Origin of the sequence: Actinoplanes octamycinicus (assembly GCF_014205225.1) — a bacterium.
In the GTDB taxonomy this organism is placed as follows: Bacteria; Actinomycetota; Actinomycetes; order Mycobacteriales; family Micromonosporaceae; genus Actinoplanes; species Actinoplanes octamycinicus.
Window position 1 is genome coordinate 9217528 of the sequence record NZ_JACHNB010000001.1, and the last position, 21829, is coordinate 9239356.

The window sequence follows — 21829 nt, forward strand, 5'->3', positions numbered from 1 at the left end:
TCCTAGCTCGACGCGGACGGCGCCGGGGTCGCGGCGGACGGCGCGGTTCCGGGCACGCCGCCCCGATCTCCGGTACGCCCATCGCCTCGCCGTCCGTCGCGTCCGAAGCCGCCCCGCTCGGTGCCGAACCGGTTCCCGGCCGGCCCGACCTGGTCGTGGTGCCCGCCGCCGCGGTGATGCCCGGCCACCGCCGCGCCGATCGCGGTCACGCCCGCGCCCAGCACGCAGCCGAGCAGCAGCGCCGCGACGGTGGCCAGCAGCGGGACGCGCCGGCCGCGCCACGAACCGGCCGGGCGGGCGGGGCCGCCCGGCGGGCCGACCGGGACGTAGGCCAGGCCGGGCGGGGGCGGCGGCAGGTGGCTGCTCGCGCCGGCGGCCGAGACGTAGGCCCAGCCGGGCGGGGGCGGCGGCACGGCCGGGGTCTCACCGGCGACCGCCGAGACGTGCTCGGTCGCGGGTGCTTCGGCCGGGGTGGCCGCGGTGGGTGCTTCCGAGGGTGGTGGGGTGTCGCTCATCAGGGACTCCGTAGTTCCGCGCATTCGGGGGGCCTGACCAGAGTGCCCGCGAACGGCTAAGAGGCGCAGCTCACGGCGGGTAAGAAACGGCTAAGAGCGCTCCGGCCGTACCGCCAACCGGTTTTGATCTTGAAGTCGCTGGAACCGGACGGCACCGTGGGCCGACTAACCGGCAACCCGGAGAGAGAGATCTACTGACGCCATGACGAAACGCCTCCTGCTCGCCCTCGCCGCCGTGCTGACCCTGCTGCTCCCGGCCGCGCCGGCGTGGGCGCACAACTCGCTGGTCGAGGCGACGCCGGCCAAGAACGCGACCCTGAAGAAAGCGCCGGCGGCGGTGAAGCTGCGGTTCCTGGACACCCTGGCGGACTCCACCAAGCTGGCGGTGACCGCGGCGGACGGGTCGACGCCGGCGCAGTCGCCGGCCACGGTGAGCGGCAAGACGATCTCGCTGACCTTCACCGAGCCGCTGCCGAACGGCGTCTACACGGTCGCTTACCAGGTGGCCGCCGGCGACGGGCACGTGACCGAGAGCAGCTACAAGTTCACCGTGGCCGCGCCGGTCGCGGCGACCTCGGCGCCGGCCGGCGCCCCGGCCGGCGTCCCATCCAGCGCCGCTCCGGCCGCCACCTCGCCCTCGGCGGCCCCGGCGGCCGAGCCGGTCGCCGACGACAGCGACGGACCGTGGCTGGGCCTGGCCGCCGGGCTCGGCATCCTGGTCCTGGCCGGCGCCGCGGGTTTCGTCTTCCTCCGGCGGCGCTCGGCTCGCTAGGTCTTTCTTCCGGCGGCCCACTGAGGCAATTGGTCCGAACCTGTTACCGAAGTGCCCGCCGGACGGGCACTTCCCGTTCACGCTGATTGATTTCGATGCGTTGCAGGCGAACTCCCCCGCACTGGAGGAACGAATGCAACGAACCATCGGACGGCTCGGTCTGGCCGCCGCCCTGCTCGCCGGGATGGCGGTCAGCGGCCCGGCCACCGCCGCCGCCCCGGTCAAGAAACTGCTGGTCGTCGGCATGGACGGGCTCAACTGGGACAACGTGGTCGCGGCCGCCGCGCCGAACCTGGACGCGCTCGCCGCGCAGGGTCTGCTCGCAACTGGTACTGGGTGATCGACGACCTGACGGTCGGCTGACCCGGTCCGCCTATCATCGGGCCGGTGACGGTCGAAGCGGTTCGTGGGGGCGTCCCCGAGCACGGTCGGGTCCCCAAGTACTACGTGGTCAAGAGTCAGCTGCTCAACCTGCTGGCCGAGCTCGGCGAGGGGGCGCTGCTCCCCGCCGAGCGGGACCTGGCGGCGGCGTACGGGGTGGCCCGCTCCACGCTCCGCCAGGCGATCAGCGAGCTGACCATGGAGGGCCGGCTGCGCGCCCACCGGGGCCGCGGCACCTTCGTGGCCGCGCCGAAACTGGTCCAGCCGCTGGCCCTGCGCAGTTACACCGAGGCGCTGCGCGAGATGGGTCGCCGCCCGAGCCGCCGGGTCGTCACGGTGGAGACCGTCCCGGCCGGCCCGCTCGGCGCCGACCTGGGCATCGCCGCCACCGACCAGGTGCTGCACCTGGAGCGGGTGCTGCTGGCCGACGACGAGCCGCTCGGCCTGGAGAGCACCTACCTCCCGGTGGCCCGTTTCCCCGGCGTGATGGACGGCTACGACGGCACCGGCTCGCTCTACCAGCACATGATCGACCGGTACGCCCTGACCTACGCCGCCGCCGTGGAACGCATCGAGACGGTCCTGGCCAGCCCCCGTGAGGCCATGCTGCTGGACACCAACCCGGCCCAGCCGATGCTCCTCATGCAGCGGACCTCCTCGGACGCCGACGGCCACCCGATCGAGCGGGTCCGCTCCCTGTACCGAGGCGACCGCATCGGCTTCGAGACCCACCTGCACCCCTAGCGCCCGCCCGCCGCGTCGCGGACGTCCGTTCCCCGCTCGGCGAACGCCTTGAAGTCCTGCATGTGCAGCAGCGACTGCCGCCGGAAGGCACCGGGCATCACCCGCGCCATCAGCCGCATCGGCAGGCTGCCGAACCGGTACTCGTTCTCGCTCTCCCAGAGCGTCGCGCCCGGGCCGGCCTCGGTCAGCCGCTCACGCGCGGCGTTCCACATGCCCTTGGTGACGATCTCCCGCTCGTAGTACACGACGCTGTCGCTCGGGATGCCGTGCAGGTCGGCCGGTTCCAGGCGAGTGATGGTCTCGGTGGCCTCGATCCGCTGTCGTCCCATCTGGAGCACGACGCGCGACGTGGTACCGACCTGTCCGTGCTTGCCGTCCAGCGGCTCGTGCAGCACCAGGCCGCGCAGCCACATCGGCAGGTGTGCCGGGTCGGCAAGCAGCCGCACCACCCTCTCCCGGGGCACGGCGATCTCGATCGAGACGGTGTACTTCATGCGGAGCACTCCAGAGTCCGTAGTGGAGGTCAGGCACTCACCAACAGTCTCGGCCTCTCCGCCCGTCTTCGGTATCCGGTCCGGTGGACCACCAGCCCTTCCGCACCGAAGGTTAAAGGTTCGAACCTTTCGGGTTCGTTCACCTTCGGGACACCGGCTGGGCATGTCCGGGCAAGCGCTGTTCCCCAAGCTCATCGGCGAGTGAGGGAGAAGCCTCGACGAGCTGCGGCGCGGGCAACCGCAGCCGCCGGTCGCCGCCGAGCACGCCATGCAGCTGCTGATGGTGCAGCGCCTGGACGGCGGGCTGACCGTCGGCGACACCCACGCGTACGCCGAGCCGTTCCCGGTCACCGTGTTCACCCTGACCGACCGCGGCCAGACCTTCGACGCGGCCGCCGCCACCCTGGTCCTGCTCGCCGCCACCCTGGTGGTGCTGCTGGTCCTGGGCCGGCTGACCCGCGTTCCCACCCCTCGATCTCCTAGTTGACCCATAGGCTTTGGGGGTTCATGCTGGCCGCATGAGCACCGATCCGAGTCCCCTCGATCTCACCGCCGACGTGGTCGTGGCCGGCGGCGGGCCGGCCGGCGCCTGGGCCGCGCTGGCCGCCGCCCAGACCGGCGCCGACGTGCTGCTGCTGGACAAGGGCTACTGCGGCACCAGCGGGCCGACCGCCTCCGGCGGCACCGGCGTCTGGTACGTCCGCCCCGACCCGGACGACCGCGAGCAGGCGATGGCCAGCCGGGAGGCGCTCGGCGGCCACCTCGCCGACCGGCGCTGGGCCGCCCGGGTGCTGGACCAGACCTACGAGAACATGCACCGGCTGGGCACCGAGGCGCGGTACCCGTTCCCGGTGGTGGACGGCGAGCCGTACCGGCGCGGCGTGCAGGGCCCGGAGTACATGCGGCGGATGCGCTCCTGGATCCGCCGGGCCGGGGTGCGGATCCTCGACCACAGCCCGGTGCTGGAGCTGCTCATCGACCCGGCCGGGACGGTCGCCGGGGTGCGCGGGCACCGCCGCCAGCACGACCTGGACTACCGGGTACGGGCCGGCGCCGTGGTGCTCGCCACCGGGGGCTGCGCGTTCCTCAGCAAGGCGCTCGGCTGCGACGTGGACACCGGCGACGGCGCGCTCTACGCCGCCGAGGTGGGCGCCGAGCTCTCCGGGATGGAGTTCTCCACCGCGTACGGGATCGCGCCCGCCTTCGCGTCGGTGACCAAGACCGCCTACTACAACTTCGCCACCTTCTTCCGGGCCGACGGCAGCACTCTGGAGGGCGCGAGCAACCAGGGCGGCCGCTCGGTGATCGCCGCCGAGCTGCTGCGCGCCGGGACCGTGCTGTGCACGCTGGACCAGGCCGACCCGGACCAGCAGGCCCGGATGCGCCGCGGCCAGCCGAACTTCTTCCTGCCCTTCGACCGGCTCGGCATCGACCCGTTCACCGACCGGTTCCCGGTGACCCTGCTGCTGGAGGGCACGGTCCGCGGCACCGGCGGGATCCGGATCGCCGGCGACGACTGCGCCACCACGGTGCCCGGGCTCTACGCGGCCGGTGACGCGGCCACCCGCGAGCTGATCTGCGGCGGGTTCACCGGCGGGGGCAGCCACAACGCGGCGTGGGCGATGTCCTCCGGCACCTGGGCCGGGCGCGGGGCGGCCCGCTTCGCGGCCGGTGTCGGGGGCGGGTCCGCGCGGCGGCGGCTGGTAGGGACCGGCGGCGCGGGGTTGCGGTCCGGCGCGGCGGTCACGGCGGAGGCGTTGCTGACGGTACGTGAGCAGGTTCACCCGTACGACAAGAACTACCTCCGTCACGGCGACCGGCTGCGGCCCGCCCTGGCCGAGCTCGACGGCGTCTGGTCCGCCCTGCGCGACGGCGCGGCGACGCCCGGCGCGGCGGCGGTGCGCACCCGCCCGGCGGCGGCCATGGTCGCGCACGCCCGCTGGATGTACACCAGCGCGCTGGCCCGCACCGAGAGCCGCGGGATGGCCCGTCGCGAGGAGTTCCCCGAGCTGGACCCGGCACAGCAGCACCGGCTCACGGTCGGCGGCCTGGACCGGATCTGGGTGCGCCCGGAGACCGCCGGCGCCCGGCAGGCGGTGGCGTCATGATCGAGGTGGTCTCCACCGACCGGTGCGTGAGCTGCGACGTCTGCGTCGCGGTGTGTCCGACCGACGTCTTCGATCGGGGCCCGGACGGGGTTCCGGTGATCGCCCGGCAGGAGGATTGCCAGACCTGCTTCATGTGCGAGGCGCACTGTCCGGCGGACGCGCTGTTCGTGGCGCCGCTGCGGCATCCGGTCGAGCCCGGGTCACCGCTGCGCGACGAGACGTACCTGGCCGAGCGGGGCCTGCTCGGCAGTTACCGCAAGGAGATCGGCTGGGGGCGGGGCCGCAAGCCGGGCGCGCGGCTGGCGGTGGGCCCGGAGCTGGGTGTCGCCCGGATCACTCCCCGGACATAGCCGTTCTTGCGCGGGTGGTGTTGGATGTCTGCCACAGGCGCGGTGACGAAGAGTGTAAACGCTTCGTTCCACCGCGGTTCATTTTCACGGTGGGTGGAGATCGGTAGATGGCACAGCGTCCAACTCTCGCGGAGATCCGCGAGCGCACTTACAAGGCCCGGGACGCGTGGTGGACCGTCTGGTTGGTGGATCCGCTGGCGTCCCGCCTGGTGTGGCTGGTGGCGCCGTGGCGGTGGGTGACGCCGAACAGGTTGACGGTGGCCGCGTTCGCGGTCGGTCTGGGCTCGGCGGCCGCCTTCTGGCAGCAGGGCTACGCCTGGCTGCTGCTCGGCGCGCTGCTGTTCCACGTCAGCTTCGTGCTGGACTGCATGGACGGCAAGATCGCCCGGCTGAACGGGACCGGTTCGCTCTTCGGCACCTGGCTGGACTACGTGTTCGACCGGCTCCGCGTGCTGGCCTGCGCGATCGGCCTGTTCGGCGGCGAGTTCCACCGCACCGGCGACGCGACCTACGTGTGGCTCGGCCTGGTGGTCATCTTCCTGGACATGTTCCGCTACCTGAACAACCTGCAGATGGCCAAGGTCAAGGGTGAGATGCGCAAGCGTCTGGCCGAGGTCACCCCGGCGCCGGTGGCGGTCATCCCGGCCCAGCGGCAGCCGGAGCCGGACGACGCCGACGAGACGCAGGACGGCTTCCAGCAGCACTACGGCCGGCTCGCCCCGGTGCGCCGCCTGATGGCCTCGAACCGGATCCGGCCGCACCTGTTCAGCGGCATCGAGTTCATGATGTTCGTGTTCATCCTCGGCCCGGTGACCAACCAGCTCACCGTGGTGATCCTGGGCAGCGCGGCGCTGATGCTCGCCTTCGAGCTGCTGCTGATCCTCAAGCTGTACCGGACCACCAAGAGCTTCACGGCGCGGTACGCCACGCTGCAGGCCGCCGCCCTGGCCCGGGAGACCGCGCCCGTCTGATCACCCGTCGCAACGCGAGGCGCCCCCGATCCCGGGGGCGCCTTTGTTTTTGATAACGACAGCCGGCGATCCCTTTACGTCGCCGACACGGCTTGGTAACTTCCTGAAACAACTTGCAAGGACTTGCAGGGCGCCATCGACCTACCGCTCCGTAGGCGTCCCGCAAAACCGGGCACATCCCCCTAGAAGCCCGGTAAGGCAGGTGAAAGAACTTTCATCCCGTCCTCAGCAGAAAGCTTCCCGCCATGCGAAAGAGAACTCTGGTTCTGGGCGCGGCGACCAGCGTCGCGCTCGCCGCCGCGAGCCTGGCCGGCGTCAGCCTGGCCACCACCGCCAGCGCCGCCGTCACCCTGAACAACAGCGACGTCACCGCGAACCTCTGGGAGTGGAACTTCCGGTCGGTCGCCGCCGCCTGCACCAACCAGCTCGGCCCGGCCGGGTACGGCGCGGTCCAGGTCGCCCCACCGCAGGAGTCGGTCACCCTGCCCTCCAGCAGCGACGGCGCGCACCCGTGGTGGGAGGTGTACCAGCCGGTCTCCTACAACATCGCCGGGCGCCTGGGCAGCCAGGCCGAGTTCAGCAGCATGGTCACCGCCTGCCACAACGCCGGTGTCCGGGTCTACGTGGACGCGGTGATCAATCACATGGCCGGCAAGAACAACACGGTGACCAGCGGGTACGGGGGCTCGACGTTCAACCCGAGCGGCTACTCGTACCCCGCGGTGCCGTACTCGTACAACGACTTCCACCACCCGAACGACGGCTACTGCAACGACGCGGACGGCGAGATCGACGACTACAACAACGCCGCCGAGGTGCAGAACTGCGAGCTGGTCGCGCTCTCCGACCTGAAGTCGCAGGACGGCTCGGTACGCACCAAGATCGCCGGGTACCTGAACAAGCTGATCGACCTGGGCGTGGACGGCTTCCGGGTGGACGCCGCCAAGCACATGGCGGCCGGCGACCTGTCCGCGATCAAGGCACAGCTGCACAGCACCACGGCCGAGGGCAAGGCCGCGTACTTCGCCCAGGAGGTGATCCCGGGCGGCGGCGGTGACATCGCCCCGTCGGCCTACACCGGGATCGGTGACGTGCTCGGCTTCTCCTACGCCTACGGGCTGAAGACGCAGTTCGCCAACGGCACGCTGAGCAACCTGTCCGGCATCGGTTCGTGGAGTCTGGACGCGTCCAGCGACCTGACCGCGGCCATGGTCACCAACCACGACCTGGAGCGCAACGGCAGCACCCTGCGCTACCAGGACGGCAGCACCTACACGCTGGCCAACTACTTCCTGCTCGCGTTCCCGTACGGGCAGCCGTTCCTCTACGACGGCTTCACCTTCTCCACCTCGGCCACCGGCGCCTCCCCGCCGTCGAACGCCAACGGTTACGTCAGCGACACCAGCTGCGGCAACGGCGCGTGGCAGTGCCTCACCCAGAGCACCGGGATCAAGGGCATGGTCGGCTGGCGCAACACCACCCGGTCGGCGACCACCGTGTCGAACTGGACGAACACCGCGAGCAACGTGATCGGTTTCAGCCGCGGCTCGCTCGGCTGGTTCGGCGTCAACCGGTCCGGCAGCGCCTCCACCGCGACCTACACCACCGGCCTGGCCGACGGCACCTACTGCGACCGGATCACCGGCGGCGCCAGCACCGGCGGCTGCGCCGGCACCTCGGTCACCGTCTCCGGCGGCCGGGCGTCGGTGACCATCCCGGCCAACGGCGCGGTCGCCATCGACGTCAACGCCAAGTCCGGCGGCGGCACCAGCTCCCCGACCGTCTCCCCGACGACCAGCCCGACCTCGTCGCCCACGCCCAGCCCCTCGGTCACCAGCAGCACCACGCAGGTCACCTTCAAGGAGTACGCGACCACCACCTGGGGCACCAACGTCTTCGTGGTCGGCTCGATCCCGGCCCTGGGCAACTGGGACACCTCGAAGGCGATCGCGCTCAGCTCCAGCGGCTACCCCACCTGGTCGGCAACGGTCACCCTGCCCACCGGCACCGCCTTCGAGTACAAGTACGTCAAGAAGGACGCCAACGGCACCGTCACCTGGGAGTCCGGCACCAACCGCAGCTACACCACCGGCACCGCCAAGACCTACACCCTCAACGACACCTGGAAGTAACCCCGTCCACCAGCCCGCAGCAACCGCCCAGCGAGCACTGAAACGGCGCCCAGCGAGAGTGCAGCAAGCCCAGCGAGCCCTCACCGGGCACCCAGCGAGGGCGCAACAAGCCCAGCGAGCACTCACCGGGCGCCCAGCGAGGGCGCAGCAAGCGTCCAGCGAGCATTGAACGGGCGCCCAGCGAGAGTGCAACGAGTCCGCAGCGAGAGCCCGGCGAGCACTGGAGCGGGTGCCAGCAAGGGCGCGGCGAGGGCCTGAGCCGTGTCGTCGCGGAGCACGCGAAGTACCAGCACGGAGGGCCCGTAGCGATCGGCTACGGGCCCTCCGGCATGAACGGAATCGGTCAGGGCACACTTGCGATCGTGACCTCCAGCGCCACCCCGCCGCGCCGCCGGGACGCCACCCGCACCCGGCAACTCCTGCTCGACGCCGCCCGCCGCCGCTTCGCCACCGCCGGCTACGCGGAGACCACCGTCCGCCACATCGCCGACGACGCAGGCGTCAACGTAGCGTTGATCAGCCGCTACTTCGACGGCAAGGTGGGCCTGTTCGAAGCCGCCCTGAAGGCCAGCTTCGAAGAGCTCCGAGCCGCCGCCGGCGAGGTCGACCCGAACCGCGTCCCCGAGACCATCGCCGAACAGATCATCGGCCAGTCCGGCGACACCGGCCCCAGCAGCGCCCTCCTGCTGATCCTCCGCTCCTCCGGCGACCAGCACGCCGACGAGATCCGCCTCCGCTTCCTCCAGATGTTCGCCGAGAAGCTGGCCAAAGCCGCCCTCCTCCAGGGCGCCACCCCCGACATCCTCCGAGCCCAGATCCTCCTGGCCACCGCCATCGGCGTCACCTTGCTGAGAGCCACCCACCTGGAGCCCTTGGCCTCCACCTCCGCCCAGTCCCTGACCGCCCCCATAGCCGAAGTCCTCAAAGCCCTCTTCCAACCCCCCACCCCCTAACCCACCCGGCCCCCACCCCACCCGCATCCGCACCCCGCACCCATACGCCCGTGCACCCATGCACCCATGCGGCACCGTCCGCCCCTGCCGAACCGGCGTCGACGCGGCGCCGACGCAGGGCGGACGCGGCGCGACGCAGGAGATGTGTTGCCGACGCGGCGGACGCGGCGCCGGCGCAGGGCCGACGCTGCGCCGACGCAGGGCGCGCGGTGCCGACACTGTGAGCGGACCTCCCCGCCAGCGACCTCCACCCGCAACCTCGGACAACGCACCGGCCCCACCGTGAACCGGAATCCCGCCGAAGAACCGCGAGCACACCCGCCAAGGACCGCACGGCGCCGCAGCCCCGGCGAGCAGGCAAGCAAGCAAGGCTCGGACGGGAACGGCCATCCGCGCATGGCCGACGCAAAGCCGACGCCATGAACGGACCTCCGCCAGCAACCTCCGACGCACCGGCCCACCGCGAACCCAAATCCCGCCGAAGAACCGCAACCACACCCGCCAAGGACCGCACGGCGCGGCAGCCCCGGCAAGCAGGCAAGGTTCGGGCGGGGAGGGCCATTCGGAGGTATCAAGCCTGACGGCCTTCGAATGGCCCTCCCCGCCCGAACCGTCCCCCTCGCGAACGACCGCAAGCCCCGATCCCGCGAGAAGACCCCAGCGAGCCCGATGCCGTGAGAAAGCAGCGACCGCACGAGCCCGATGCCACGAGACAGCAGCGACCGCGCGGGCCCGATGCGCCACCAGACAGCAGCGACCGCGCGGGCCCCGGGAAGCGACCCCGCACGGCATCGCGCCGAGACCGCAAGGCGAAGCGGACCCGCACGAGCCGCGCCACGGTCGTGCCCCGGAGCGACCCGGCGAGCCGACCGCCACGGGACCCCCAGTCGTACCGGAAAAGGGTTTTGGCGATCGGAAGCGGTCAAGAAACCCGGACCGGCACCACATCCGGAGCGCCGAGCCGAGCCGCGTCGGCGGTCTCGTCGTCCTGCTGTTCCTGCGAGGCGCGCTCCGCCGCGACCCGCAGACGATAGTGTTCCACCTCGCGGTCCCTCTGCTCCTTGGTCCAGCCGAGCACCCGCCCCATCAGATCAGCCACCTCCGAGGCCGAAGCGGTCCCCCGGTCGAACGTCTCGATCGAGATCCGGGTACGCCGGGTCAGCACGTCGACCAGATGCCGCGCGCCCTCGGCCGCCGCCGCGTAGACCACCTCGGCCCGCAGGTAGTCCTCGGCCCCGGTCAGCGGACGACCCAGCGAAGGATCGTCCTCGATCAGCTCCAGCAGATCCTTGATCAGTGATCCGTATCGGCCGAGCAGATGCTCGACCCGGGCCACGTGCAGCCCCGACTCCGCGGCGATCAGACCGCGCCGGTTCCACAATGCCGGGAAGCCCTCCGCCCCGACCAGCGGGATCCTGTCGGTGCAGCACTTGGCGATCGGCCGGTTCAGGTTGAACGCGCAGGCGTCCACCGCGTCCTTCGCCATCACCCGGTACGTCGTGTACTTCCCGCCGGCCACCACCACCAGCCCGGGCACCGGACTGCCCACCATGTGCTCGCGGGACAGTTTCGAGGTGGACTCCGACTCGCCGGAGAGCAGCGGCCGCAGCCCGGCGTAGACGCCCTGCACGTCGGAGCGCTCCAGCGGGGTGGACAGCACCTTGTTGACCTCGGTCAGCAGATAGTCGATGTCCTTGGCGGAGGCGGCCGGGTGCGCCTTGTCCAGGTTCCAGTCGGTGTCGGTGGTGCCGACGATCCAGTGCCGCCCCCAGGGGATCACGAACAGCACGCTGGTCGCGGTCCGCAGGATCAGCCCGGTGGTGGACTGGATCCGGTCACGCGGGACGACCAGGTGGATGCCCTTGGAGGCGCGGACGTGGAACTGGCCGCGCTCGCCGACCAGCGACTGGGTGTCGTCGGTCCACACCCCGGTCGCGTTGATCACCTGCTGGGCGCGGATCTCGAAGGTGCGATCGGTCTCCAGGTCCCGGGCGGTGACGCCGGTGACCCGCTCGCCCTCCCGCAGGAAGCCGGTGACCTCGACCCGGTTGGCCACGTGCGCGCCGTAGGCGGCCGCGGTCCGGGCCAGGAACATGGTGTGCCGGGCGTCGTCGAGCTGGGCGTCGTAGTAGGTCAATGCCCCTTTCAGCGCGTCCTTGCGGAGCGCCGGGCAGGCCCGCAGCGCACCGCGCCGGGTCAGGTGCCGGTGGTTCGGCAGCGAGCTGGACCAGGCCATCGTGTCGTAGAGGGTGACGCCCGCCCCGGCGTAGGCCCGCTCCCAGACGTGGTGCTTGAGCGGGTAGAGGAACCGGACCGGGCGGGCCAGGTGCGGGGCCAGCCGGGTGAGGATCAGGCCCCGCTCCCGCAGCGCCTCCCGGACCAGCCCGAAGTCGAGCATCTCCAGGTAGCGCAGGCCGCCGTGGATCAGTTTGCTGGACCGGCTGGAGGTGCCGGAGGCGAAGTCGCGCGCCTCGATCAGCCCCACGGAGAGACCCCGCGTGACCGCGTCGAGCGCGCAACCCGCCCCCACCACTCCCCCACCGATGACGAGCACGTCCACCTCGGCCACCTCGAGGGCGGCCAGCGCGGCGTCCCGTGTCTCAGGTGAGAGCATCGACATCAGTCCACATCCACCCAGTCGAGGGTCCGCTGCACCGCCTTCTTCCAGCGGCCGTACCCCTGCTCGCGCTGCTCGCCCGACCAGTTCGGCTGCCAGCGCTGCGACTCGTTCCAGTTGTCCCGCAGCTCGTCGGTGGATTTCCAGTAGCCGACCGCGAGCCCGGCCGCGTAGGCCGCGCCGAGCGCCGTGGTCTCGGCCACCACCGGCCGGCTGACCGGCACGCCGAGCACGTCCGCCTGGATCTGCATGCACAGGTTGTTGGCGGTGATCCCGCCGTCCACCTTGAGCACGTCCAGGGTCACCCCGGAGTCCTGCGCCATCGCGTCGACCACGTCCCGGGTCTGGTAGCAGATCGACTCGAGGGTGGCCCGGGCGATGTGCGCGTCGGTGTTGAACCGGGACAGCCCGACGATCGCGCCGCGCGCGTCGGACCGCCAGTACGGCGCGAACAGCCCGGAGAACGCCGGCACGAAGTAGACGCCACCGCTGTCCGCCACCGTCGCCGCCAGGGACTCGCTCTGCTCCGCCGACTTGATCAGCTTCAGCTGGTCGCGCAGCCACTGCACGGCCGAGCCGGTGACCGCGATCGAGCCCTCCAGGGCGTAGACCGGGGCGGCGTCGCCGAACTTGTAGCAGACCGTGGTGAGCAGCCCGTTCTCCGAGCGGACCAGGTTGGTGCCGGTGTTCAGCAGCATGAAGTTGCCGGTGCCGTAGGTGTTCTTCGCCTCGCCGGGCGCGAAGCACACCTGACCGACCGTGGCGGCCTGCTGGTCGCCGAGGTCCCCGGTGAGCGGCACGTCCCCGCCGAGCGGACCGTCCACGTGCGCCGTGCCGTAGCCGCTCGGGTCGGACGACGGCCGGATCTGCGGGAGCATCTGCCGCGGGATGTTGAAGAACGACAGCAGCTCGTCGTCCCAGTCCAGGGTCTCCAGGTTCATCAGCATGGTGCGGCTGGCGTTGGTCACGTCGGTGACGTGGTTGCCGCCCTTGGTGCCGCCGGTCATGTTCCAGAGCAGCCAGCTGTCGGTGTTGCCGAAGAGGGCGTCGCCGCGCTCGGCCGCCTCGCGGACCCCGTCGACATTCTCCAGGATCCACTGGATCTTGCCGCCGGAGAAGTAGGTGGCCGGCGGCAGCCCGGCCTTGCGCCGGATCACGTCGCCGCGGCCGTCCCGGTCCAGCGCCGAGGCGATCCGGTCAGTGCGGGTGTCCTGCCAGACGATCGCGTTGTAATAGGGCCGGCCGGTGCGCCGGTCCCAGACCACCGCGGTCTCCCGCTGGTTGGTGACCCCGACCGCGGCCAGGTCGCGGGCGCTCAGGTTCGCCTTCTGCATCGCGGTGCGCACCACCGCGACGGTCCGCTCCCAGATCTCGATCGGGTTGTGCTCCACCCATCCGGCCTGCGGCAGGATCTGCTCGTGCTCGAGCTGGTGGCGGGCCACCTCGTTGCCGCCATGGTCGAAGATTATGAAGCGCGTGCTGGTCGTGCCCTGGTCCACGGCTCCGACGAAGTCAGCCACGGTGTGCCTCCACAGTCTCGTCAGTCTGATCCGGCAGCCTGCCCGGCTCCTCCGGCCCGGCCACCGGGAGGAATCGTCCCACCAGGACTTTGTACAGCCCAGCGCCGAGCAGCCCGCCGAGGATCGGTGCCACGATCGGCACCCAGAAGTAGAGATATCCGGTCTGGTCCCGGAACGCGCCGCCGTAGCCGGTCAGATAGCTGGCGAGTCGCGGGCCGAAGTCGCGGGCCGGGTTGATCGCGTAACCGGCGGCGGTGCCCCAGGCCATCCCGATGGCGACCACGATCAGGCCGATGATGAACGGCGCCAGGTTGGCGCCCGGCGGGGTTTGCGCCGCGTCGGTGACCGCGAGGATGAGGAACAGCAGGATCGCGGTGCCGATGATCTGGTCCCGGAACGCGCCCCACTCGCTCACCGGCAGTGCGCCGTTGCCGGGCAGCGTGGAGAAGACGCCCTGCGTCTTGATCGTCAGACCGGGGTCCGCGGCGTTCAGCACCTCGGTGTAGTTCCACCGCACGATCAGCGCGGCGATGAAGGCGCCGAGCATCTGCGCGCCGATGTACGGCGCCACCTTGCGCCAGGAGAAGCCCTTGAAGGCGGCCAGCGCGATGGTGACGGCCGGGTTGAGGTGTGCGCCGCTGATCCGCCCGGCGACGTAGACACCGAAGGTCACGCCGAGCCCCCAGGCCCAGGCGATGCTGTCGTGATCACCGATGCCGCCGGCGACCACCTGGGCGACCACGCCCACCCCGAACAGGATGAGGATCAGCGTGCCGGCGAACTCGGCCGCGACCTCGGCGAGCAGTGTCGGTACGCGAGGAATCTTGATACTTGTAGCCATGCTCCCTCCCTGCTTCCCGCATCGATGCCAAGGACGCTAGGAAGACCGGTGGCCGGGAGCAACGAACGGCGGTCGGCATTGTCGAACATCAATTACGGCGAGTCGTAGCACGATCGCATAGAGTGCGAAACATGCCCGGCACCGTGCAGTCGATCGAGCGAGCCGCCGCGATCCTGCGGATGCTCGCCGGCGGCCCGGGCCGGCTCGGGCTCAGCGAGATCGCCCGCTCCCTCGACCTGGCCAAGGGCACCACCCACGGGATCCTGCGCACGCTGCAGGGAGTCGGTTTCGTCGAGCAGGACCGGGTCTCCGGGCAGTACCAGCTCGGCGCCGCGCTGCTGCACCTGGGCACCAGCTATTTGGACATCAACGAGCTGCGGTCCCGCTCGATCAACTGGGCGGATCCGCTGGCCGCGCGCAGCGGGGAGGCGGTCCGGATCGGGACCGTCTACGAGGGTCAGGTGCTGGTGGTGCACCACGTGTTCCGGCCGGACGACACGTTCCAGACGCTCGACGTGGGCGCGCTGCTGCCGCTGCACGCGACCGCGCTGGGGAAGGTGCTGCTGGCGTACCGGGCCGGGATCTTCGACTCCGATCTGGCGTCCTACACACGGAAAACCCTGGTCACCCCGCGCGAGCTGGTCACCGCCCTGGAGCAGGTGCGCGAGTGCGGCTGGGCGGCCGACGTCGAGGAGTTCACCCTCGGCGAGGCGGCCGTCGCGGCGCCGATCCGCGGTTACGGCGGACTGGTGATCGGCGCCATCGGCATCTCCGGACAAGTCGAACGGATCTGCGACAGCCACTACCAACCACGCCCGCACCTGGTCACCAGCGTGCGGGACGCGGCCCGGGCGATCTCCAGGGACTTGGGAGCGGCCCGGCCATAGAAGGGATCAACCATGACCGAGCGCTATGTGGTGGCGATCGACCAGGGCACCACCTCGACCCGGTGCATCGTGTTCGATCGGCGCGGGCAGTTGGTCTCCCTGGCCCAGCAGGAACACAAACAGCACTTCCCGAAACCGGGCTGGGTGGAGCACGACGCCATGGAGATCTGGCGGAACGTGGAGCGCCTGGCGCCGCGGGTGTTGCGCCGGGCCGGGATCACCATCGACCAGGTGGCCGCGGTCGGCATCGCCAACCAGCGGGAGACCACGGTGATCTGGGACCGGCGGACCGGGATCCCGGTCGGGCGGGCGATCATCTGGCAGGACACCCGCACCGACGCCCTGGTCCACGACCTGTCCTCGCGACCGTCCGCCCAGCACATCTCGGACCTCTCCGGGCTGCCGCTCGCCACCTACTTCTCCGGGCCGCGGCTGCGCTGGATGCTGGACCACACGCCGGGCCTGCAGGCGCGCGCGGAGCGCGGCGAGGTGCTCTGCGGGACCATGGAGACCTGGCTGATCTGGAACATGACCCGGGGCGCGCACGTCACCGACGTCACCAACGCCAGCCGCACCATGCTGCTCGACGTGCACACCCTGGAGTGGTCGGCCGAGGCGCTCGACTTCTTCGGGATCCCCCGCGCGATGTTGCCGGAGGTCCGGGCTTCGATCGGCGCCTTCGGCACCGCCGCGGAGGCATTTCCTTCGGTACGGATCGGCGCCGCCCTCGGTGACCAGCAGGCCGCCCTGTTCGGCCAGACCTGCTTCACCCCCGGCGAGGCGAAATGCACCTACGGCACCGGGAGCTTCCTGCTGCTCAACACCGGTCAGGAGCTGATCCGGCCGGCGCACGGGCTGCTCAGCACGGTCGCCTACCAGGTGGCCGGGTCGCCGGCCAGCTACGCGCTGGAGGGCTCGATCGCGATCACCGGCTCGCTGGTCCAGTGGTTCCGCGACCAGCTCGAGCTGATCTCCAGCGCGCCGGAGATCGAGACCCTGGCCCGGACCGTCGCGGACAACGGCGGCTGCTACATCGTGCCGGCGTTCTCCGGGCTCTACACGCCGCACTGGCGGTCCGAGGCGCGCGGGGTGATCGTGGGGCTGACGTCGTACATCACCAAGGGGCACCTGGCCCGCGCGGTCCTGGAGGCGACCGCCTGGCAGACCCGCGAGGTGGTGGACGCGATGAACGCGAACTCCGGCCTGGCCCTGAAGACCCTCAAGGTGGACGGCGGGATGACCGCCGACAACCTGCTGATGCAGATGATCGCCGACGTGCTGGACGTGCCGGTGGTCCGGCCGCTCGCGGTGGAGACGGTCTCGCTGGGCGCCGCCTACGCCGCCGGGCTGGCCGTCGGGTACTGGCCGGACCTGGACGGGCTGCGCCGGAACTGGCACATCGCCGGACAGTGGATGCCGGCGATGGACCCGGGGCTGCGCGACACCGAGTACGCCAACTGGCAGCGCGCCGTGGAACGCACCTTCGACTGGATCCAGCCGGCCGCTCAGACGTAGGCGGCGCGGGCCGGGCGCAGCGCCATGCAGTGCCCGCAGCGCAGGAAGTACCGGGTCGGGGAGACCGGGAACAGGGGGATGAAGAACAGGGTGAACTTGCTGGTCCGGGCCAGCCGCGCCTGCGGGGCCGCCCAGCCGCAGACCTCACAGGTCTGCACCCGGTTGTCGACCAGCTGGTCCTTGGTACGCACGCCGAACAACACGAAGAACATGTCCCCAGCGTGTCATCAGTTCGCCAGATCCGCCGGGCGAATAGCGTGGCGGCATGACAGCGGTCGATGAGTTCGGCGACCGGCTGAGGGCCACCGGCTGGGTGACCGACCTGCTGGTCGCCGGGTCCCTCGCCACCGGCGACCACATCCCCGGGGTGAGCGACCTCGACCTGGTGGCGATCGTGCCGGCGGCGCCGGATCCGGCCCGGATCGCCGAGGCGCACGCCGGCGTCGACCCGGCGCTCGCCCTGGGCTGCGTCTACGTCGCCGAGGACCGGCTCGGTGACCTCGCCGCCGAGCACCCGACCTGGACGCACGGCGTGCTGGTGCACCGGATCCTGTCCGGCGTGACCCGGGCCGAGCTGGTCCGGCACGGCTACCCGGTCTTCGGCCGGCGGCCGGCCGAGCTGCTGCCGCCGATGACCGCCGACGACATCCGGGCCGCCGCGCGCGCCGAGCTCACCGGCTACTGGGCGTGGGCGGCCCGCCGGCCGTGGCTCTTCGCCGACCCGGCGCTCGCCGACCTGAGCCTCACCTCGATGGCCCGCGGCCGGCACGCCCTGCGCCACGGCACCCTGCTGACGAAGTCCGCGGCGATCGAGGAGGCGTCCGCCCCACCGTGGCTGATCGCCCAGCTCCGGGACCGCCGCCGAGGCGGGACGGCCCGCTCGCCACGGCTGCGCACGGCGTGGCTCGCGTGGCGGGACGCCCGCCGTACCGTCGCCGCCGCCCGCCACCCCACCGCCTGACCCGCCGGCCCCCTTCCCGCGCGATCGCCAGAGCGCCGTGCGCCTCCGGCCGCCACGAGCCGCCGCGCGCTTCCGCCCACCACGAGCCGCCGTGCGCTTCCAGCTGCCGCGAGCCGCCGTGGCTGACGGAGGGTGGGCCGGCGGCAGGTTCCGGCTGGGCGTGAGGGGTGCCTCAGGACGGTGGAGGGACCCGTGGGAGCCAGCCGGGAGCTGTGGGCGCGGGACGGGCCGGGAGCGGGCCGGGCCTCGCGGAGGGGTGGCGACGGGAGCTGGCAGGCGGGCGTAGCGGGGCGGGGTGCAGGGGTCGGTGTGCCGCCGGTCACGACTGGGGAGTAGGTGGAATCGGGGCGGGGCGGGCCGGGTTCGCGAGGGTATGACGACGATCGGACTCATCGGCAGTGGGAACATCGGGGGCACCGTGGCGCGGCTCGCCGTGGCAGCCGGGTATGACGTGGTGCTGAGCAACTCGCGCGGGCCGGAGACCCTGCGGGGGCTGGTCGAGGAGCTGGGTCCGAGGGCGCGGGCCGCCACCGCGGCGGAGGCGGCCGCGGCCGGGGACATCGTGGTGGTGACCGTGCCGCTGAAGGCCTACCCGGAGGTGCCGGTGGAGCCGCTGGCCGGCAAGGTCGTGATCGACACGAACAACTACTACCCGGAGCGGGACGGGCAGATCGCGGCCCTGGACAGCGACGAGAGCACCACCGGTGAGCTGCTGCAGCGGCACCTCGCGGAGAGCAAGGTGGTGAAGGGGTTCAACAACATCTGGTTCCAGCACCTGGCCGAGCTGGCCCGGCCGGCCGGGGCCGCGGACCGGACCGCGCTGCCGGTGGCCGGCGACGACCCGGCGGCGAAGCTGGTGGTCACCGAGTTCCTCGACCGGATCGGGTACGACACGGTGGACGTCGGACCGCTCGCCGAGAACTGGCGGACCCAGCGGGACACGCCGGTCTACGTGACGCCGTACGGGCCGTACGACGGGGCGGCCACGCCGGCCGGCGCGGCGACCGTCCGCGAGCGGGTGGCCGAGGCCAAGCGCTGAGCACGCCGGGCCGGTCGCCGCTGCGGCGACCGGCCCCGCACCGCACCGGGCCGCCGGGACCGGCGGGAAGCGGAACGGTTCGACCGATCCGGGAATCGCCGGAGTGCGCCCGCCGTGCGACACTGGGCCGCCGGATCGCCGCTCGGAGGCCCGAAAATGCGAAAGCAGCTGGTCATCGCCGCTCTCGCCGCGCTGTTCCTGGCCGGGATCGGCACGGCGTTCGCGGCCTCGCGGGGCGGCGGCGCCGCGGACCGGCCGCCGGTGACCACCCCGGCCGTGCCCACCCCGGCCGTGCCCACCCCGGCCGCGCCCACCCCGGTCGCTGACCTGAGTGGCGTCGCCACCACCCGGGCGGTCACGCCGGCCCCCGCGGAGCCGGCCACCGTGGGCTCCGGCTCGCGTCCGGCCACCAGCGCTCCGGCCAGCCGGCGCCCGGGCAGCGTCGCGCCGACCACCGGCCCGGTGGTGGCGCCGCCCACCGATCTGCCACCGGCACGGCCGCCGACCACCGGCAGGCCGTTGCGGCCGACCGGCTCGATCAGCCCGCCGCCGCCGCTGGGCGACCCGGACGACCCGGAGCTGGAGCACCGAAGCGTCCCGGGCGCCGGGGACGGTGACGGGCGGTCCGGGACGACAGACGCCCGCGACCACCAGCGTGGTCACGGGCGTCCGAGTACGTCGTAGGTCAGAAGTTGACCGAGACGCCCGCGGTCTTGCAGGCGGCGGTGAACTCGGTGCCCGCCTTCTCGAAGGAGGGCGCCGCCGCGGCCTCGACCGGGTCGGCGGCCGAGGCGGCCTTGGCCGCCTCGTCGGCGATCTTCTGCGCTGCGGTCGACACCGGGCTCTCCGGCGCCTGGTCCACGGCCTGGTTCAGCGACTTGGTGAAGTCGTCCAGGATCGCCTTGGCGTCGGCCGGCTTGATGTCGCCGTTGTTCGCCTTCATGATCGTCAGCATCGCGTTCTTCATCGCCTCGCCGGCCTTGTTACCGGCCTCGCAGACGACCTTGTCGGCGGCGCCGTTGGCGGCCGAGCCGGGGATCGAACCGGCCTCGGACACCGAGGTGTCCGGCTGGGAGGCCGCGGTGGCCGGCGCCGAGGCGGCGCTGGCGGCGGTGGTGGGGGTGCCAGCCGCCTCGGTCTTGTCATCGTCGGAGCAGGCCGCGAGGCTGAGCACAGCGGCGGTGAACAGAACGGCGGAGGTAACCCGGGTACGCATCACGGCCGGTACGGTATCCGATGCGAAAAGTGAGATCAACTCACCTTTCCCCCTGTTGCCCCTGTTCACCCGCCTGATCAGCGACCCTATACTCCCGTCTCTGTGAAGATCCTGTGCAGTACCACCCTGCTGAGCGCCCTCGCCGTCCTGGCACTGACCGGCTGCGACAGCAGCAGCGACGAGGTGATGACGACGCCGGCCACCGCGGCGCCGGACGCCGCCGCGGCGACCGCCAAGGTCGGCGCCGCCGGCAGCGGCTGTGAACTGCCGGTCAGCTTCGGCGTCGCGGACGGCTGGAAGCCGAAGCAGGTCACCGTCGAGGCCGGCGACCCGCTCGCCGCGCTGGCCAAGAAGGGCCCGTTCACGATGGCCTGCGAGATCGACGCGAAGCCGGCCGGCAACATCGGCTTCCTCCGGGTCTGGACCGGCGAGCAGGCCGAGCTGAAGGCCGGCCTGACCGCGTTCATCGGCGACAAGGCGCAGGACCCGACGTTCACCGAGGCGCAGATCGGCGGCAAGCCCGGCCTGTCCGTCGACTACCAGCAGAAGAGCCAGCTCGACGACAGCGTGGAGAAGGAGTCGGCGTTCGCCGTCGACACCGGCAAGGGCCTGGTCGTGGTGTCGCTGGACAGCTTCGACAGCGGCGAGCACGCCGAGATGCTGCCGGCCTACCAGCTGGCGCGGAACTCGCTGGCGGTGAACTAACCGGAGGCGGAGGAGCGGGTCAGCCGGGCGGCTGTCCGCTGCTTGAGGGCGAAGGCCTGCTTGGCGGCGTCCCGGAGCCGGCCGATCAGCGGCGACCGGGACTGCCGCGCCCACGGCACCGGGACCTCGACGGTGCCGTACTTCTCCTTGTACGAGTTCGAGCCGACGAAGTCGAACTCGGTGACGCCCCGCTCCTTGGCCCAGCGCAGCGCGTACCAGATCAGCGCCTCGTTGGGCCGCAGGTGCTGGTGCTCGCGGTGACTGGCGCCGCCCCAGAAGTACATGGTCCGGTGGTACCAGGGCAGCACCGCGGTGGCGATGCACCGGCCGTCGCCGTCGCGGGCCCGGAGCAGGCTGATCCGGCCCGCCGGAGCGAGATGTCGGATCAACGACTTGACCCGTTCCACCGAATAGGTGGGCACCAGATTCTGCTTGGCGAAAACGTCGCGCAATTGATCGTAGAATTCGTCGGCGAATGCCGGATCCGGATCCGCCTCCTCGATGATCACGCCGGACTTGGCGGCCTTCCGGATATTGCGGCGGCAGGCGCTGGCCATCGCGCCGAACAGCGCGTCCTCGTCCGGGCTCAGATCGATCACCGCGGTCGGCGCGGAGTCCCAGCGCAGGCTCAGCCCGGCGTAGTCGGCCTCGGTCGCGGCCCGGTCCCGCACCTCCAGGTGGGCGCAGCCCAACTCGTCGAAGGCGAACCCGGTGAGCGCCCGCAGAGCGGCGCGGCGGGAGACCCCGGGCCGCAGGTTGAACCCCTGGTAGGAGGTGGTCCAGCCGGCCATCGGGCTGCCCAGGATGCGGAGCCCGTAGCGGCGGGTGAGCAGGCCGGTGAAATGGCCCACGGTGCCGCCGTCGTCGCTGACCGTGGCCAGCACCGGCTCGGCGCGCTGGCACTCGGCCACGAACGAGAGCCACTCCGGAGTGTGGAAGATGAGGCGGTCCTGGTAGGTGGCGCGGTCGGCGGTGAGGGCGGCACTCGGCTCCACCCGTTGCAGTCGAAGCATCCGTTCGCCTCACTCGAATAGGCGTCGAAGCCGGATGATGCCCCGCCGTACGGCCATTCCGCAAGGCCCGAAAGGACCATTAGCGAATTGACGTG

Annotated in this window: 23 protein-coding genes; 15 read left to right on the plus strand and 8 right to left on the minus strand. The window is 71.6% G+C overall.

Features of this window, described 5'->3' with window-relative positions; translation table 11 throughout:
- Positions 1–2: 2 nt before the first annotated feature.
- Positions 3–515 (minus strand): hypothetical protein, encoded by a 513-nt coding sequence (locus tag BJY16_RS41680; protein ID WP_185045116.1) that lies wholly within the window; start codon positions 513–515, stop codon positions 3–5.
- Between the two features lie 202 nt (positions 516–717).
- On the opposite strand from BJY16_RS41680, the gene BJY16_RS41685 reads away from it, so the two are divergent.
- The 3 genes from BJY16_RS41685 to BJY16_RS41695 all read left to right on the plus strand — a co-directional run bounded on the left by BJY16_RS41685 (position 718) and on the right by BJY16_RS41695 (position 2412).
- Entirely contained in the window at positions 718–1287 is a 570-nt protein-coding gene (locus BJY16_RS41685; protein ID WP_185045118.1) for a copper resistance CopC family protein, read from the plus strand.
- A 133-nt stretch (positions 1288–1420) separates the two neighbouring features.
- Complete coding sequence (locus BJY16_RS41690) at positions 1421–1627, plus strand: hypothetical protein (RefSeq protein ID WP_185045120.1); 207 nt, start codon at positions 1421–1423, stop codon at positions 1625–1627.
- Positions 1628–1674: 47 nt separating this feature from the next.
- Entirely contained in the window at positions 1675–2412 is a 738-nt protein-coding gene (locus tag BJY16_RS41695; protein WP_185045122.1) for a GntR family transcriptional regulator, read from the plus strand.
- Here the strand turns inward: BJY16_RS41695 and BJY16_RS41700 are convergent.
- Positions 2409–2906: an SRPBCC family protein gene (locus BJY16_RS41700; protein WP_185045124.1), complete on the minus strand. Its 498-nt coding sequence runs from the start codon at positions 2904–2906 to the stop codon at positions 2409–2411. The genes BJY16_RS41695 and BJY16_RS41700 overlap by 4 nt on opposite strands.
- A gap of 268 nt (positions 2907–3174) precedes the next feature.
- Between BJY16_RS41700 and BJY16_RS41705 the strand changes: the two genes are divergently transcribed.
- The 6 genes from BJY16_RS41705 to BJY16_RS41730 all read left to right on the plus strand — a co-directional run bounded on the left by BJY16_RS41705 (position 3175) and on the right by BJY16_RS41730 (position 9420).
- Complete coding sequence (locus tag BJY16_RS41705) at positions 3175–3393, plus strand: hypothetical protein (protein ID WP_239176687.1); 219 nt, start codon at positions 3175–3177, stop codon at positions 3391–3393.
- 31 nt (positions 3394–3424) lie between these two features.
- Positions 3425–5014, plus strand: a complete 1590-nt coding sequence (locus tag BJY16_RS41710) for an FAD-dependent oxidoreductase (protein ID WP_185045126.1) — start codon at positions 3425–3427, stop codon at positions 5012–5014.
- Entirely contained in the window at positions 5011–5364 is a 354-nt protein-coding gene (locus tag BJY16_RS41715) for a 4Fe-4S dicluster domain-containing protein (protein WP_185045127.1), read from the plus strand. Before BJY16_RS41710 ends, BJY16_RS41715 begins: the two co-directional genes overlap by 4 nt.
- A 107-nt stretch (positions 5365–5471) precedes the next feature.
- Complete coding sequence (locus tag BJY16_RS41720) at positions 5472–6335, plus strand: CDP-alcohol phosphatidyltransferase family protein (RefSeq protein WP_185045129.1); 864 nt, start codon at positions 5472–5474, stop codon at positions 6333–6335.
- Positions 6336–6580: 245 nt separating this feature from the next.
- A complete protein-coding gene (locus BJY16_RS41725; RefSeq protein ID WP_185045131.1) occupies positions 6581–8467 on the plus strand; it encodes a carbohydrate-binding module family 20 domain-containing protein in 1887 nt (628 codons plus the stop codon).
- Positions 8468–8829: 362 nt separating this feature from the next.
- Positions 8830–9420 carry a TetR/AcrR family transcriptional regulator gene (locus BJY16_RS41730; RefSeq protein ID WP_185045133.1) on the plus strand — a complete coding sequence of 197 codons (591 nt, stop codon included), beginning with the start codon at positions 8830–8832 and terminating at the stop codon, positions 9418–9420.
- A 922-nt stretch (positions 9421–10342) separates the two neighbouring features.
- Here BJY16_RS41730 and BJY16_RS41735 read toward each other — a convergent pair.
- From BJY16_RS41735 to BJY16_RS41745, 3 genes are read right to left on the minus strand one after another with little or no spacing between them, the layout of a single operon-like run.
- The gene (locus BJY16_RS41735; RefSeq protein WP_185045137.1) at positions 10343–12040 is read right to left on the minus strand and encodes a glycerol-3-phosphate dehydrogenase/oxidase; all 1698 of its coding nucleotides are present in this window, start codon (positions 12038–12040) and stop codon (positions 10343–10345) included.
- On the minus strand, positions 12040–13557 hold the full coding sequence (glpK, locus tag BJY16_RS41740; RefSeq protein ID WP_185045139.1) for a glycerol kinase GlpK: 1518 nt from the start codon (positions 13555–13557) through the stop codon (positions 12040–12042). The genes BJY16_RS41735 and glpK (BJY16_RS41740) overlap by 1 nt, the downstream gene beginning before the upstream one ends.
- On the minus strand, positions 13550–14398 hold the full coding sequence (locus tag BJY16_RS41745; RefSeq protein ID WP_185045141.1) for an MIP/aquaporin family protein: 849 nt from the start codon (positions 14396–14398) through the stop codon (positions 13550–13552). The genes glpK (BJY16_RS41740) and BJY16_RS41745 overlap by 8 nt, the downstream gene beginning before the upstream one ends.
- Before the next feature lie 131 nt (positions 14399–14529).
- Here BJY16_RS41745 and BJY16_RS41750 point away from each other — a divergent pair, with 131 nt between their 5' ends.
- A complete protein-coding gene (locus BJY16_RS41750; RefSeq protein WP_185045142.1) occupies positions 14530–15285 on the plus strand; it encodes an IclR family transcriptional regulator in 756 nt (251 codons plus the stop codon).
- Positions 15286–15297: 12 nt separating this feature from the next.
- Complete coding sequence (gene glpK / locus BJY16_RS41755) at positions 15298–16800, plus strand: glycerol kinase GlpK (protein ID WP_185045143.1); 1503 nt, start codon at positions 15298–15300, stop codon at positions 16798–16800.
- Here glpK (BJY16_RS41755) and BJY16_RS41760 read toward each other — a convergent pair.
- Complete coding sequence (locus BJY16_RS41760) at positions 16791–17012, minus strand: zinc-ribbon domain-containing protein (protein ID WP_185045144.1); 222 nt, start codon at positions 17010–17012, stop codon at positions 16791–16793. The genes glpK (BJY16_RS41755) and BJY16_RS41760 overlap by 10 nt on opposite strands.
- 53 nt (positions 17013–17065) lie before the next feature.
- On the opposite strand from BJY16_RS41760, the gene BJY16_RS41765 reads away from it, so the two are divergent.
- The 3 genes from BJY16_RS41765 (at position 17066) to BJY16_RS41775 (ending at position 19484) form a co-directional block, all read left to right on the plus strand.
- A complete protein-coding gene (locus tag BJY16_RS41765; RefSeq protein ID WP_185045145.1) occupies positions 17066–17761 on the plus strand; it encodes a nucleotidyltransferase domain-containing protein in 696 nt (231 codons plus the stop codon).
- A gap of 373 nt (positions 17762–18134) precedes the next feature.
- Entirely contained in the window at positions 18135–18800 is a 666-nt protein-coding gene (locus BJY16_RS41770; protein ID WP_185045146.1) for an NADPH-dependent F420 reductase, read from the plus strand.
- Between the two features lie 156 nt (positions 18801–18956).
- A complete protein-coding gene (locus tag BJY16_RS41775) occupies positions 18957–19484 on the plus strand; it encodes a hypothetical protein (protein WP_185045148.1) in 528 nt (175 codons plus the stop codon).
- Position 19485: 1 nt separating this feature from the next.
- Here the strand turns inward: BJY16_RS41775 and BJY16_RS41780 are convergent, their stop codons facing one another.
- Positions 19486–20016: a hypothetical protein gene (locus BJY16_RS41780; protein WP_185045149.1), complete on the minus strand. Its 531-nt coding sequence runs from the start codon at positions 20014–20016 to the stop codon at positions 19486–19488.
- A 102-nt stretch (positions 20017–20118) separates the two neighbouring features.
- Here BJY16_RS41780 and BJY16_RS41785 point away from each other — a divergent pair, with 102 nt between their 5' ends.
- Positions 20119–20721 carry a lipoprotein gene (locus BJY16_RS41785; RefSeq protein ID WP_185045151.1) on the plus strand — a complete coding sequence of 201 codons (603 nt, stop codon included), beginning with the start codon at positions 20119–20121 and terminating at the stop codon, positions 20719–20721.
- Here the strand turns inward: BJY16_RS41785 and BJY16_RS41790 are convergent.
- Entirely contained in the window at positions 20718–21734 is a 1017-nt protein-coding gene (locus tag BJY16_RS41790; protein ID WP_185045153.1) for a lipid II:glycine glycyltransferase FemX, read from the minus strand. The two genes, BJY16_RS41785 and BJY16_RS41790, sit on opposite strands and share 4 nt — an antisense overlap.
- Between the last annotated feature and the right edge of the window lie 95 nt (positions 21735–21829).